The sequence below is a fragment of the Paenibacillus sp. XY044 genome, assembly GCF_002257645.1.
Classification (GTDB): domain Bacteria; phylum Bacillota; class Bacilli; order Paenibacillales; family Paenibacillaceae; genus Paenibacillus_AQ.
Genome location: NZ_NQMO01000003.1, coordinates 433,249 through 448,423, shown reverse-complemented (window position 1 = coordinate 448,423; position 15,175 = coordinate 433,249). Strand labels below are relative to the sequence as shown.

The 15,175-nt window shown below is 51.7% G+C and carries 10 protein-coding genes; 2 read left to right on the top strand and 8 right to left on the bottom strand.

Annotation, left to right across the window (positions count from 1 at the left end):
* Positions 1-12: 12 nt before the first annotated feature.
* From CJP46_RS15755 to CJP46_RS15740, 4 genes are all read right to left on the bottom strand, one after another.
* Positions 13-1,632, bottom strand: a complete 1,620-nt coding sequence (locus CJP46_RS15755; protein WP_094596545.1) for a glycoside hydrolase family 183 protein — start codon at positions 1,630-1,632, stop codon at positions 13-15.
* 58 nt (positions 1,633-1,690) lie between these two features.
* Positions 1,691-3,322 (bottom strand): type 2 periplasmic-binding domain-containing protein, encoded by a 1,632-nt coding sequence (locus CJP46_RS15750; protein ID WP_094596544.1) that lies wholly within the window; start codon positions 3,320-3,322, stop codon positions 1,691-1,693.
* A 79-nt stretch (positions 3,323-3,401) separates the two neighbouring features.
* On the bottom strand, positions 3,402-4,298 hold the full coding sequence (locus CJP46_RS15745; RefSeq protein WP_094596543.1) for a carbohydrate ABC transporter permease: 897 nt from the start codon (positions 4,296-4,298) through the stop codon (positions 3,402-3,404).
* Positions 4,299-4,309: 11 nt separating this feature from the next.
* Positions 4,310-5,164, bottom strand: coding sequence for an ABC transporter permease (locus CJP46_RS15740; RefSeq protein ID WP_373558009.1), 855 nt, complete (start codon positions 5,162-5,164; stop codon positions 4,310-4,312).
* Between the two features lie 585 nt (positions 5,165-5,749).
* On the opposite strand from CJP46_RS15740, the gene CJP46_RS15735 reads away from it, so the two are divergent.
* A complete protein-coding gene (locus CJP46_RS15735) occupies positions 5,750-6,832 on the top strand; it encodes a GntR family transcriptional regulator (protein ID WP_094596541.1) in 1,083 nt (360 codons plus the stop codon).
* Between the two features lie 173 nt (positions 6,833-7,005).
* On the opposite strand, the gene CJP46_RS15730 is transcribed toward CJP46_RS15735, so the two are convergent.
* Genes CJP46_RS15730 through CJP46_RS15715 form a run of 4 tightly spaced genes read right to left on the bottom strand, consistent with a single transcriptional unit; the run spans position 7,006 to position 12,281 of the window.
* On the bottom strand, positions 7,006-8,784 hold the full coding sequence (locus CJP46_RS15730; protein WP_094596540.1) for a glycoside hydrolase family 35 protein: 1,779 nt from the start codon (positions 8,782-8,784) through the stop codon (positions 7,006-7,008).
* A gap of 33 nt (positions 8,785-8,817) precedes the next feature.
* Entirely contained in the window at positions 8,818-10,350 is a 1,533-nt protein-coding gene (locus tag CJP46_RS15725; RefSeq protein WP_256992356.1) for an extracellular solute-binding protein, read from the bottom strand.
* Positions 10,351-10,388: 38 nt separating this feature from the next.
* A complete protein-coding gene (locus CJP46_RS15720; protein ID WP_094596539.1) occupies positions 10,389-11,276 on the bottom strand; it encodes a carbohydrate ABC transporter permease in 888 nt (295 codons plus the stop codon).
* Positions 11,277-11,306: 30 nt separating this feature from the next.
* A complete protein-coding gene (locus CJP46_RS15715; RefSeq protein WP_094596894.1) occupies positions 11,307-12,281 on the bottom strand; it encodes an ABC transporter permease in 975 nt (324 codons plus the stop codon).
* A 424-nt stretch (positions 12,282-12,705) separates the two neighbouring features.
* Here CJP46_RS15715 and CJP46_RS15710 point away from each other — a divergent pair, with 424 nt between their 5' ends.
* The gene (locus tag CJP46_RS15710) at positions 12,706-15,048 is read left to right on the top strand and encodes a helix-turn-helix transcriptional regulator (protein ID WP_094596538.1); all 2,343 of its coding nucleotides are present in this window, start codon (positions 12,706-12,708) and stop codon (positions 15,046-15,048) included.
* Positions 15,049-15,175: the final 127 nt, after the last annotated feature.

Genomic DNA, 15,175 nt, shown 5'->3' with positions numbered 1-15,175 from the left:
CAGCGTCAACCCTCACTTGCTGCTCTGCACCGGCTCAAGACCAAGCCGCGGATCGTCAAGATCCAGTTTGTACATGACCTGATTGTAGTTGTAGCGCGGTGTCGGAACATGGTCCGTATACGTATTCGTATAGGTCGCCTCGAAGTAAAGGACGCGTCCGCCGTCTTTAAAGAAGAACTTGTGCTGGGCCGGGTTGTAGAAGGTATAGTTGTCATGCGTGATGATCTTCTTGGCTGTCGTCCAAGGGCCTTGGGGCGAATCTGCTTCCGCGTACCACAGTTCCCCGAGAACCGACGTCTTGCCCATCACCTGCTGTCCGATCATCACATAGCGCTGCCGGTAATCATTCCATTCGACGGAGCTTTGGGCGAGCGAAACCTCTTCGCCGGTATCGGCATCTTTCAGTTGATAGTAGCGCGAATCATCCACTTTGATCACGCCCAGCCCGATCAGCTCTTTCTCTTGATCCTGGCTGAGCGGCGGGGTATTCTTTTTCCAGCCCCATACCAGCTTGCCGTTCGGATCGCGCTCGAGGGACGTATTGGCGCCGTCGTAAGTCGCTCCCGGAGCCAGGCACGTAAACGCCTCATATTGGGTATAGTCGATGATAGCGTCATAGCTGGCGGCCACACGCAAATTCGGAATCCGATGCTCTGTAAACAGCCAATAGCCCTTGCCGTTCTCCTCGTAATAGGTCGCCTGACCGCCCGGATGGCGCCAATCGTCCTTGGAAGGGAACTGGACGACCTGTTCGAACTGCTCTGTCTGATCGTTGAAGACCAGGATGCCGCGCGCGACGATATCAGGATTGAGCGTCGTGTAACCCGTAAGCAGACGCTCTTTTCCCGTGCTGTCCTTTGCCGTCATCAGGCCGAAAATCCAAGCCATGTTCCCCCCGTCGGGAAGCGTCGGCACCATGCTTTTTGCAAATCCGTCCTCTTTGGTAAAATATTTCAGGTTAACGCCGACATCCGGGTCAAGGCCGCCGTTTTGCGGCAATTCCGATGTCGCACCCGTCGTTCGGAAATTTCCCAGCGGGTAGGCCGGTCTGTCCGTATCGCCCCAGAACCAATACAGCTTATCGTTGTATTCGATCGTCTGTACGGAATCCTGACCCATGATCAGTCCATTGATCACCGGCTCTTGAATCGGCGGATTCAAGCCGAGGAGCAGACTGTCGCGGTAGATGCCCTGGCCGGTCACCCGGTACAGCCGCTCGGCGATGTTCACCCGGTTCATCTGCAACGTGACGCTGCCACCAGGCGTGATCTCGACAGCCTGCCCGCGGTTGCCGAACATGTCGGCAGGGATCTCATAGCCATCACTGGACATATGAAAGAAGACCGTCTGATCCATTAACCCGGGTTCGTCGAACGCCACGACTCCTGCGCTGTCCGTATAATACAAAATGTTGTTCGTCGTCTTCAGCTGCACGAGCGGAATGCCCCGGCCCGTCTCGGCATCCACGACCTTAATCATGAACGGCTTCTGCACCTTTTTCACCGCAATTTCCGCTTCTTGATTCGCGCTGCTTCCTGCAGCCTGGGCTGGCGTAACTCCCGGTGCCATCGTAACCAACAACAGTGCGGCGCAGGTCCACGCTCCCGCTTGTTTCCACATCTTCAATTTCATCTTCGCTTCCTCCCGACGTTTTTGTCGTTTTGTCACTGGTGAAATTGTCATGATGTTGTTAGGGTGTTTTGGACAGGATTCTTTGAGCAGCATCGTTGTAAATTTTCAACACTTTGTCGATGTCCCCCATTTTTTTAACTTGGTCGATAAATTTGGGCCAGTTGTCAAAACTCTGCTTCCCGGCAACAAACTTCGCCTGCTCCTCCGTAACGAACGTTTTGATCGGGTTCATGATCTCGGATATTTCCTGGCTTTCGTCCGGTGTGAATTGGATGGCCGGCTCACTGTACCATGATGGTACATAATCGTTGTTTGGCATCGGTAAACTTGTTAAATACGGCGACTTTTCAAGCGGAACTTCCTCATACTTGTTATTAAATACGGTATAATCCGTTGCAGCAAAGTCTACGAACGCTCTGGCATCATTGACCATTTGCAAGCCTGGATTGTAATTTTTACTTGCCCGGATTCCGTATTTATCTCCTTCCACCCATGGATCCTTCGCCGTCTTAAACGAATCAACAAAGGTCGGATTGCCGTCCTCTCCGATTTTGTAGGTCGTTCCTTCGATTCCCCAAGTCACGAGTCTAATGTTTTCGTCAGAATATTGTAAATCGATAAGCTTGATTAATTCTTCCGGATTTTTGGCTTTGGCGCTGATGCAGAATGTGGCCCAGCCCAAGTCCGGGGTGTTTCCGTTCGTCGCTTCCTGCCACGCTGTTCCGTACTTCGGATTATCCGGGTACAGCGACACTGCAAAAATTTTGCCGTCATCAGCGTTCCTTGTGTAATCTCCCGGCTCAGTAAACCACTGTGTCAGCCACATGAAGGTATCCCCATTCATAGCCTTCTTCCGGATCGTATCGTCCGTATCAATCGTATACTCAGGATCCAGCAGTTTTTCCGAATACAGCTTATTTGCGAACTGAAGGGCGTCTTTATATCCCTCATTGAAAATACCGTATACGTATTTGCTGCCATCCCAGTAGATGTCGTCCTTGATGTGATTCGCGGAGAAGAGCGATCTCAAACTGTTCCACTTGGTATCCACCGGATACTTATCGGGATAAAGTTGTTTCAGCTTTTTGGCTGCGTTATAGAAATCATCCAGCGTTTGCGGAATATTGATGTTGTTCGCCTTGAATACATCGTATCTGTAAGCGGATACGTTTTGGATCAGCAAGCCTTTATCCTCAGGAAATCTGGGCGTCGAAGTTTCTTTGAAAGAGTACATTTTACCTTCGGAATTGGTTACTCGTGCCATACCATTCTTCACCTTGCTGAGGTAGTTCATATAGTTGGGCATTAAATCCTTATATTGACTGAGCTCGAGGATTTGGCCTTGTTTAGCCATGTCCGTGATATCGTAAAACAAAGGCGTCACAAAGAAGTCCGTCATATCATCGCTTGCAATCATGAGCTTCACTTTTTCGTCATATTCCGATGACGGAATATAATTAAACTTAATATTCAGTTTTTTGCCAAGCTTGGCTTCCATCTGCTTCTTCCACTCTTTTCCGATCATGCTGTTCTCGTTATCTACCCCGCTCGACGGAAGCGTAACGGAAAAAGATAAGGTGTCACCATCAGCAGAATCTTTGGAAGGTTCGTCGGACTTGGTGCAAGCCGTTACGGAAAAGGCCAGCATACATGCCATGATCAAGCTGAATATTCTTGCTTTTTTAATCATCCCAATTCCTCCTATGGATAAAGTTTTTATATATGGCGTAAAAGAAAATTCCCTTCTACATCCATCCTGAAGCCTCTCGTCAACCCTTAATCGCTCCCACCAATACGCCCTTTGTAAAGTGCTTTTGAAAGAATGGGTATATCGCCATAATGGGAAACATCGTAATGATGATCACACTCATTCGGATGGCCTTAGGATCTAGCGATGATCCCGATGAATTGATGGCCACGTTACCGGCGCCTACCCTTCCTTGTATCGCGTTGGTATCCAGCGTAAATAAATAGTTTCTCAGAATCATTTGCAGCGGATACTTATCCTGATCCTTGAGGTAGATTAATGCTTCAAACCAGCTGTTCCAGCTTCCTACCAAACCAAACAAAGCAAACGTCGCAAGAAGAGCTTTCGACAACGGCAACACGATTCGAAACAGGACGACGACATCGTTGGCTCCATCCATGACCGCCGATTCTTTCAGCTCAGCCGGCACATTCGAAAAGAACGTTCGGAACAAAAACACATTGTATGCCCCAACCGCGCCGGGAAGGATCATCACCCAAACCGTATCGAGCAGATGCAGACTGCGCATAAGCAAGTAGGTAGGAATTAATCCTCCACTGAAAAACATCGTGATCATCAGAAAGATGGTGATAAACTTCTTTCCCGCAAAACCGGGAATGGTCAGCGGATAAGCCAGTAAAGAGGTAAACAGCAGCATGATGCCGGTAGAACCTACGGCGTAAATGATGGAATTCACATACCCCTTATAAATCAGCGCGTCTTTGAATACGTCTGCGTAAGCCTGTACGGTAAAACCCTTCGGCCAAATCGTAACGCTTCCCGAGGAGATGTACTTCCCGCTGCTAAAGGAAGTAGCGACAATATTCAGAATGGGGTACAGCACAACGACAAGGATCAACAGCATGATGAAAATATTAAAAGCATCAAAAACTCTGGAACCGAAGCTGATTTTTCTCAAGATTCTCCCCCCTAAAACAAACTCGTCTCCGAAACTTTGCGGCTGACCCAATTGGAAATGTACAAAATGATAAAGGATATGACCGACATGAATAATCCGATGGCCGTGGTGTACTCGTATCTTGCGCCGAGAATCCCCTGACGGTATACATAGGATCCAATGACGTCAGCCACGCTGTAAGTTTCGGGCGAATACAGCAGGATAATTTTCTGAAAATCGGATCCCAGAATTCCTCCCAAGGCGAAGATCAGCAGGATGATCGTCGTCGGTTTGATCGACGGCCAAGTAATGTGCACGATTTTTTTCCACCGGCTCGCTCCGTCCACTTCCGCCACATCATAATAGGTCGGATCGATCCCGCTCAACGCGGCAAGGTAGATGATCGTTCCAAAACCAATCCCCTGCCATATGCCGGAAGAAATGAAGATCGTTCTGAAATAACCCGGCTCCAGAAGAAACATGATCGGGGTTCCGCCGAAGTATGTAATGATTTGATTGAACAGGCCGTCTCTGGCCGTAAAATCCTTAAGCATTCCCGCAACGATGACCACCGAAATAAAATGGGGAAAGTAAGAAACCGTTTGGACGAATTTTTTAAAGTGCTTGTTTCTCAGTTCGTTAAATAACAACGCGAGGATAATGGGAGCAGGAAATGACCACAGCAGCGTATACAGACCTAGAAGTAACGTGTTTTTTAATACACGGAAGGCCATCGGATCATGAAAAAACGTGGTGAAATATTTGAAACCGACCCAAGGACTCCCCATGATCCCCTTTGATGCGTTGTAATCCTTGAAGGCGATGGTGATTCCATACATCGGAAAGTAACTGAAGATAAGCACCGTAATCAAACCGGGCAACACCATCAGGTAAAGATATCGGTGTTTCCAAAGTTTGGACCATCGCTTTTTATTGGTTGCTGCCAACACAAACACCCCTTTTCTAGTAACTTCAAGCCATCGTTTGAACCCCGGCCGTTCTTCCACTAAAAAGTCACACGGGAGCGGACCTCAACAGTGGAAGCGCATTCAATTGCAGTTGTTTAATACCTGCATGCAAAATCGAAACGCTTTCAAACATGCGCGCAGGCATGGATCGCAAAGGATCCGCCATAACGATGATGAAACACTCGAGCATGCACATCATGCAGGTAAATCATATGCTTTTTCTCCGGAGTTATTATGCTAAGCGAAGGATAACACATACCATTTTTGACGTCAATATATAGATTTTAATTTTACAACAACAAAGTTAGTATACTTAGAAAAGATCATGGTAAACAGCTGAAATACACAACAAAAGTCTATATTTTGGAGTTTTTCGGTACCAAATCCCTGCCCGATTAGACCGGATTCATAAGTGATAGTTGAGTTTATCATTACAACTTGGTATACTATTTATTATAACTTTCGGTATAATTAAGTATATGTCCATTTAAGAGGTGACCCTGCATGAGCAAGAACGATACAACAATGACCAAGTACCAGCTGGTGAAAGATTATGTTCTGTCACAAATAGAGAATAATGAGCTCGGCGAGGATGACCGGATTCCTAGCGAATCAGAGTTTTCCAAATTGCTGGACGTCAGCTCCATTACGGTGAGGAAAGCGCTGGCGGAGCTCGTCAATGAAGGCGTCATCTACCGGATCAGAGGAAAAGGCAGCTTTGTCGCCAATCAGGCGGAATCTGTTAACCCAACGTCCAACTACGTGACCTTTATCATCTCCGGCAATGATATGTACGACAGTTCGTATATGAAGATCATCAAAGGCGTACAATCTTTTCTGAACCAACAAGGCTGCAAACTCATCATTGAATTCGTGGAAAATGATGTCGAGCAAGAGCGGGAGCTAATCCTGAAGCTGATTCAATCCGAGAACCGCGGGCTGCTTATTTATTCTGCCAATCCCGACGCGGCAAGGGAGTACTTGAACGAAATTCGAAAAAAATCCGTTCCGTTCGTCATGCTCGACCGCTTTCCCGCCGGTTATCCAGTCAACTGCATAACAAGCAATAACCATGACGGAGCTTATGAAGCCGTTGCTTATTTAATTGCCCAAGGCCATCGGAAGATCGGATTCGCCGCTTATGATTTTCATTTGAGCACGGAGGTTGAGCGGTACAACGGATACCGCCATGCCATGGCGGACGCCTCGCTCGGTCCGGATGACGATGTTTTGTATCTTCAGCGGGATTTAGATTATACGAAGCTGCAGCGGCAAATTCAAAGAGGCGAGCTGACTGCCCTCTTTTGCGTCAATGACAGACGGGCACTCGAAGTGATTGGGCAGCTTACGCAGCAAGGGGTCAACATTCCGGAGCAAATATCGATTATGGGATTCGATGACGTTGAGAGTTCGAAATATGCCAAAGTATCTTTGAGCACCGTCAATCAACCCTTCGAAACGCTGGGCTATGAAGGGGCGAAGCTGCTGTTCGAAGGCAGCAAAGACACTTCCGGCGGGTTCAAAAAAATCATGCTGTCCACCAATCTCGTCATCCGCGATTCGATCAAAAAAAATGTAGAGCTATGACGCTCTGCCGAACTATTATGAAATTTTCATATGATGAATGAATATCTTCAATTCAAAAAGGGAACGGCCACTGATGGCCGTTCCCTTTTTCCCGTTCAGGAGATGATGATCCTGATGTACACTATAAGTTCATGTATACTGCTCTTTATCGCAGGAATTAAACTTTGTTTGCTTTATCCCAGCCGTGCCTGATCCACAAGGGTAACGGACGGCTGCCGCGTGCCGTGCAGCTCGAACAGAATGATTTCATTCCGGCCTTCGCGCAGCAGCGGTGCCGGGATATACAGCGTGGACTGCGGTCCAACCTCCCAGTACCGGCCCAGGTTAAACCCGTTTATATAAGCGACGCCTTTCGTCCAACCCGTGACGTCCAAAAAGGTGTCGGCGGTTCCGTTTACCTCAAAGGTCCCTTTGTAAAATGTCGGGGTGTTCTGGCTCGCTGCATCCAATCCGGCGGCAACTTCTTCTTTCAGATGCGGCACAAAGACCAGCTGCTCCAGGTTGTTCAGCGGGAGGGTATGGATCGTCCATCCGAACAAAAACTGGTTGCCTAACCGGACCCCTTCGGTAATCCCTTTCGGATCGTGCATGAACGGCCCGTAATTAACCCTTCCGAGGTTCTCTACCAAGATTTGCAGCTTCGCGCCGCCGGCCGGGACCCTCAGCTTCAGGCTGCGCTGCTCGTCCCATCGCTGCACGACGCCCTGGTACTCCCCATCGACAAAAATGAGTGCACGGTCCCGCACTTCCTGCAGGATCAAGTCGGCTTCGCCGCGCGGTCCCGAGACGAAGGTCGTGTACAAAATAAAACCGTAGTCCTGATCCAGCTGCTCCATCGTTTCCGGCACAGCCCGCTCCACCGCGTCGGACAGATCGGAGAGCGAGTCGAATAAGTCTACCCGATCAGTCAGGCGCACCTCGCCGTATCCCTTCCGCTCAATCGGATCGGGAAGCTGCAGTTCCGGCAGGTCCTCATATTTGGCCAGAACGTCCCGGACCGCATAAAATTTCTCCGTCGGCTCTCCCCATTCGTTCAGCGGGGAATCGTAATCGTAACTGGTGACGGTCGGCGCGTACCCTTCTTCGCCGCAGTTCGCGCCGTTATAAAAGCCGAAGTTCGTCCCTCCGTGGAACATATAGAAATTGACCGAAACCCCGGCCGCAAGCATGTCCTCGAACACGTGGGCGGCATCCGCCGCATCGCGGGTATGATGCGGCTTGCCCCAATGGTCAAACCATCCGTTCCAGAACTCCATGCACATATACGGCTTGTCCGGCTGATAGGCCTCGAGTTCCTGAAAGGCTTCAACGGCACGCGACCCGAAGTTCACCGTCTCCAGTACGTCCTCAACCATGCCGCCCTGCAGCATAAAGTCTCCGGGGCCGTCCGAGGTGAACAGCAGCACGTCCACGCCGCGGGATGTAAGCCCTTTCTTCAAGTGGTTCAGGTACGTCTTATCATTGCCGTAGCTGCCGTATTCGTTCTCGATCTGTATCGCAATGATCGGCCCGCCGTTCGTGCTGAGCAGCGGAAGCAGCCTCGGAATGAGCACGTCATAATAATCATCGACGTGGCCCAGGTACCGCCGGTCATCGCAGCGGAGCCGGAGTCCCGGTTCCTTGAGCAGCCAGGCGGGCAGACCGCCAAACTCCCATTCAGCGCAAATATACGGGCTGGGTCTTACTATGACATGCAAGCCGAGTTCACCGGCCGTTTCGATGAAGCGAACCAGGTCCGCTCCGTGATCGAACACGAATTCCCCTTTTTTGGGCTCATGGATATTCCAGGCCACGTACGTCTCAACCGTGTTAAACCCGCAAGCCTTCAGCTTCGTTAACCGGTCCCGCCAGTACTCGGGAACGACCCGAAAATAATGGATCGCCCCGGAAACCAGACGGATGGGCTCACCGTCCCACACAAACTGCTTGCCTTGAACACTTAGTACACTCATCGTTTCGCCTCTCTCATGAATGGGATTTGGAGGTTACTTTCTTTCCATTTTTTTATGATAAGCCTCTGTCATCTCATCCGCAACCTGTTTCAGCGTCGGATCACTGCGGAGCTGCTCGATCAGCTTGTCATAGTTTTCGATCGTGTCTTTGCCGATGATCACCTTGGTCCGCATATCGCTCACTTTTTTCGAAATTTCCGGATAATATTTATTATAGGCCTCGGAGTACAACTCATTGCCTGGATTCGGGGTTTTGATTTGTTTACGCTCATTGACGATTTCCACATTGCGGTTGTACACCTCATCCGGCATGCCGACCGCCCCGATCGACATATCATCGCTGATGAGGTGGATCAGGTTGTTCATGTTGCCGTCTCCCACCTGGTCCTTGGCTGCCTGCGGCGTCGGGATTTTGCGGCCGTTCTCGACCGTGTAATCCACGCCTTCAATGCCGTACGTCGCCAGTTCATTGCCTTCTTTGCCATAAGCATAATCGAAAAATGCAAGGATTTTCTTCACCTTGGCTTCCGGCACTTTTTTCGGAATCAGGTACACACCGTAATACGGCGATCCGGATGGCGTATATTTCTCCCCGTCCGCGTTTTGCAGATAGGTAATCGGCATGTAATCTGCCGTCGGCACCACTTCCCTGATTTTGGAACCCGTCACCCAGGCATGGTTCATCGACTGCGAAGTGCCGCCCGATTTGCCGCCGCGGATCAGGTCGACCGTCTGGGAGTACTTCAGGATCGCAAAATCTTTCGGGAACAGTCCCGCGTCATACGCTTTTTTGATCCATAGGAGCGCATCCCGCGACGCATCTTCCGTAATCGTCGGCACCAGCTTGTCGTCCTTCAGCTTCCAGGCTCCCTGCACGCCGTTGAACACGCCGTACACAAAGCCCATCGTATCGCTGTTGGCGGCATACGGAACTTCGTCCGCCTGGCCGTTTCCGTTCGGGTCCTTGTCCTTGAACGCCTTCAGCACGTCGAAAAATTGGTCCATGGTGGTCGGGGTTTGCAGCCCCAGCTTGTCCATCCAGTCCTTGCGCAGAATCGGGAACGCCCCTCCTCCATAGCTCGGATAATAACGGGGAATGCTGTAATTTTTGCCGTCGACCTTCGAATCCGTCCACATTTCGGCTAGCGCGGGCTGGCTCAGGTTCGGATAATCCTTGATGAACGGGGTCAGGTCCCAGAACACGCCCTGGTCAATCATTTTCTGCAGCTGCGGATTCAGAAGCGATTCCACGAACGTCACTTCCGGCAGGTCGCCGGATGCCAGCATGACATTGATCTTCTCCTCGGACGTGGTCGGCGACAGCCAGGTAATATCCAGCTGCGTGTTCGTGCGCTTCTCGAATTCCTTCCAGATCGGGTTCGTATTGTCGATAAACTCCGTCGCATAATTCAGCGTTTGCATCTGAATCTTGGTCGGGGCCGAAGAATCCCCTGAGCCGCTCTTTCCCCCTCCGCCGCAGGCGGACAACAGCAGGCTGGTGCCCACCGCCACAACCAGCGTTTTGATGTACCAATGCCTGGCTCTCTGTTCTGCTTGTCTTTTCAATGCAGTAGCCTCCTTTTTATTGACCCTGTTATATATCATCATTCCTTGACCGAACCCACCATCGCTCCTTTGGCGAAGTGCTTCTGGAGGAACGGATATACCAGCATAATCGGAACCGTCGCGATGACCACCGCGGCCATTTTGAGCGTCTCCGTCGGCATCTGCCGGTTCATCGTAACGCTGATATTGGCGTTCTCGCCGCCGCCCATCGTCGTCGGATCGACGAGCATATTTTGCAGGAGCACCTGCAGCGGCCATTTGTTCTGCTCATTGATGAACATGATCGCGTTGAAATAGGTGTTCCAGTACCCCACCGCAAAAAACAGCCCGAAAGCGACCACTGCCGGCAGAGACAAAGGGATGATGATCCGCCAGAACACGCTGATTTCGGTGCAGCCGTCGATCCGCGCGGCCTCTTCCAGGCTGTCCGGGATGCTGTCAAAGAAGCCTTTCATCAGCAGCACGTACCAGCCGCTTGTCAGTGACGGTAATATCAGCGACCAGACACTGTCGATCAGGCCGAGGTTTCGGACCACCATATACAGCGGCACGAGTCCCGGCGTGAACAAAAACGTAATCAGGATCATGACCATCATCGTCTTGCGGAACCGGAGTCGGCGCACTGAGATGGCATAGGCCAGTCCCCCCGTCACCAGCAGGCTGAGCAGCGTGCCTACTGTTGCCAGAAACAGGCTGATCAGCACCGAATTGACGAACAAACCGTTGCTGAGCAAATAGCGGTACGCGTCCATCGACCAGTGGTGCGGCCACAAAATCAAATCCCTCGTATAATACTCCGTCGGATCCGTAAACGAAAGCACAATCGTATAATAAATCGGAAACACCATGGCCAGGCTGAACAAGATCAGCAGCCCGCCGTTGGACAGGCTGAACAGGCGGTCTTTCCAGGTCAGGGACAGTTCCATCCGCTGCAACTCTCCTTTCGAAGTTTTACCTTAGTACAAGCTGTCTTGACCCAGGCGCTTTGCCGCCTTGTTCGCAAGGACGACCAGAACGACGCCGACGACCGATTTGAACAGCCCGATGGCCGTGCTGTAACTGAACTCGCCTTGGCGGATGCCGACCCGGTATACATAGGTATCGAACACTTCCGCTACCTCCGTTACCGCCGCGTTCATCATCAGGTAGACCTGCTCGAAGCCTGTATCCATAATCGTGCCGAGGCGCAAAATGAACAGGATCATAATGACATTGCGCATCGCCGGCAGCGTAATGTGCCACATCCGGCGGAACCGCCCGGCCCCGTCCATAACGGCCGCTTCATACTGCTGGGGATCGACGCCCGCGATGGCCGCCAGGAAAATGATTGTCCCCCAGCCTACTTCCTTCCAAATGGACTGAACGGTCAGCATTCCCCAGAAATAATGGGGATTCGATAAAATATCGACGGTGCTCCTCCCACTCGCTTCCAGCAGCTTATTGATCAGACCTTCCGACTGGGAGAACATCAAATACGTCAGCCCGTAGATCAGCACCCAGGACAAAAAATGAGGAATATAAATCAGCGACTGAACCGACCGCTTCATGATCTGGCTTCTCACCTCGTTCATCATCAGCGCCAGAATGATCGGAGCCGGAAAGAAAAACACCAGATTCATCAAGCTTATCCCCAGCGTATTGCGGAGCAGCATCCAGAAGTCGGGATTGGAGAAGAAGCGGACAAAGTGCTCAAACCCGACCCACTTGCTGCCCATGATCCCCAGGTAAGGGGAATAATCCTGGAAGCCGATCACCAGATTCGTAATGGGGATGTATTTGAAAATAATGAAAAACAGCAGCCCCGGCATGGCCAGTAAATACAAATACTTGTCGCGCCGAAGTTCCGGCCACAGCCTCCGCTTCTTCAACGTGACGCCTTCCAATGGGGAAGGGTTTCTTGGGGCGGACCGCCTCTCGGACTGCCCGCCCATGGATGTTTCGCTCACTCGCGCTCCCTCACTTTCGTCAAAATAATCTATCACCTGCTCGCCGGTTCGCGGCACTCGGGATGGCTGGGTTTGCCCAGCTAACGGTCCATCTTGAGGTTTTGAACCTGCCTCCCCAAGACCGCTTATGTGAATCATGTTAGGGAGCGTCCGGATTTCCGGCAATTCGATTTTCTTTCCCGATCGAACGGGTACCTTATCCAAGGCCATGCCCATTTCCTTATGCAGAGCGGCTAAGGCCGCTTTCAATCAAGGATTTCTGCATGTCCGTTTCTGAGGATTGCACTTTTTTGACTGGCGGAAATTCATGGGTTAAAGGTCTATTCAACCCCGCTGCCGTTCGATATGATAGACATACTATCGTCATGATCAGACATAGGCCTGAAGCAAACGAGCGGGAGTGGATACCATGTTGTTAGACTACTTGGCTAGAAGGTTCGCATCGAAAGGGACCATGTACTGGAAAAGCATTGCGTTTGCGATCCTGCTGACCTGCATTCCGATCACGATTGTCAGCTGTATTGGCGGGTATGTCGGCAACCGGTACCTGATCCAGCAGTACCAGCAAAATAACGAGATCATGCTGCGGGAATCCGTGCGCAAAATCGACGGCCAGTTCTCCCAACTGGTCCAGTACGCCCTGCACATGATGGCCAATCCCATCTTTAAGCCCGCGATCGCGGACATGAACTATATCGATGAGTTCGAAAAGACCCAGGAGCTGCTGGATACGATGTCTCTGATCGAAAACGGGGAATCGCTGATCGATCAGGCTTATTTGTACATACCTAAGCAGAACGTGCTGCTGCAGCCGGTCCTCGGCCTGCGCGCGCTGGACGACCCGGCGGATCGGGCCGTCTGGAACAGTCTCATGAACGGGGACAAGGGTATCTTCTGGACGAATCATCTCACCCGGCCGTTTGGACGCAGCGGCTCCAAGCATGCGATCGTCATGAAGCTGCCTTTTAACGGCCAAACCTCTTACGGCGCGCTCGTTCTCTACGTTAACCCGGCCATGCTTCAATTGAACGTGAACCCTGACCAGGCAGCCTATGTCCTCGACGGCAGCGACGTGGTCATTGGTGAATCGGATGCCGCCAAGTCGTATCCCGAGCTGCTGCCGCGGGTCCTGGAACAGCTCGGCTCGTCCAAGCGCACGTACGACAGCCAGTCACGCTTTCAAATCCGCGCAGACCATGAGCAATTTCTCATGAATGCGGTTTCTTTTGAAAAAATGAACCGGATCTGGACCTTTGTTACCGGCACACCGTCATCCAAAGTCACCGCGCCCAACAGTGCCTATACGCACGTGGTGGTCGTCTATTGGATCGTGTCTCTCATCGCCGCGCTCGGGCTGAGCTGGTTTGCCTCCAATCGGTTTTATCAGCCGTTCCGCAAAATCATGGACCTGTTCAAGGACGGCAAAACGGATGAAGATGCCGACCCGTCCGACGAAATGGCTTACATTGAAGCAAAGTGGAAGCAGTACCGGTTCGCCAACGACTCGCTGCAGAACCGGCTGGATCAATCCACGCCCAAAGTCAGGGAAGCGCTGATCAACCAGTTTGTGCTGGGACAAGCCGCCCATTTATCGGAGGCGGAATTGACCGAAAAGCTGCGCGCCCTGCAGCTCGACGTGACGGGCTGCCTGTTCTCGGTCGTGGTCTGCCAGCTGCACAGGCTCGATGGTCACAAGGTCCCCCTGACGGAAAAAGACAGCCAACTGATCACCTACGCGGCCATCAACATCGTCGGCGAAATGTCGGAGGCGTCGGCCTCCTATGTGCATACGATCGATCTGCTCGACGGCTCGATTGCCGCGGTGCTGATTTTCCCGGAATCCTCGGCCATGGCTGATGCGCGGAATGAACTGCTTCGGCTTGGCGGGGATATGCTCCGCACGCTGGAACATGTGCTGCGCATGCCGTCCACGATCGTTGTGAACGGACCGGTTGCGCCGTGGATGGACATCCCTTTCCTGCTGGAACAGTCGCGCAAAGCGCTGAGCTACCGCACGTTTACGTCGGAGAGCCAGCTGCTGGAAGCATCCGCCGTACTTGAGCAGGCGAATCCCGAAGTCGATTTTCCGTACGATCTGGAGCAGGAATTTACGCACACGCTGAACCTCGGCCTCGAAAACGAAGCGGCTGACATTCTGGAGCGATTTGTGACCGCACTGAAAAATGAAGGTGCTCCGGAGTGGGTCGTCCATCAGGGACTGATGCGGCTCAAAAGCAGCCTGTACCGTTCCATGCTGCAGTCGGGACATAACCCGTACGCCCTCTTTGACGGCGTCCAGCTGGAAGAGGAGCTGAGGACACTGAGAGACTCCGAAGCCTGCATCCAATGGTTCGGCAAACGGGTGATCCGTCCTTACATCGACCTGCTGTCCAAGAGCTACCAGCATGCCATGAAGGATGTCGTCGATCAGGTACTGCAAACCATTCATGACAATTACATGTGCGATATTTCCCTGGAGACGTTTGCCATGGAAGCCGGGGTCAGCGTGTCGCATCTCAGCAAGGCGTTCCGCCAGATGACCGGCTCGAATTACATCGATTATTTGACGGCGCTCAAAATCAGCCACTGCAAAATGCTCCTGCTGACGACCGACCTCAAAATGAACGAAATTGCCAAATCGGTAGGCTATCAGCCGCCGTATTTCAACCGGATGTTCAAAAAACTGGAGGGCATGACGCCCGGCCAGTACCGCCTTCAATACAGCGAAACGAAGCTCGGAAAGGCCGAATAACGGGGGTTCCCGATCTGCACGCACGCAAAAAAGGCTCCCTTCCCGGAACTTGCAGTTCCGGAGGGAGCCTTCTCTATTCGCAAGCGAATCATTTAACGGCGCTTCGTCACCAGGCGTGCATCCCGAA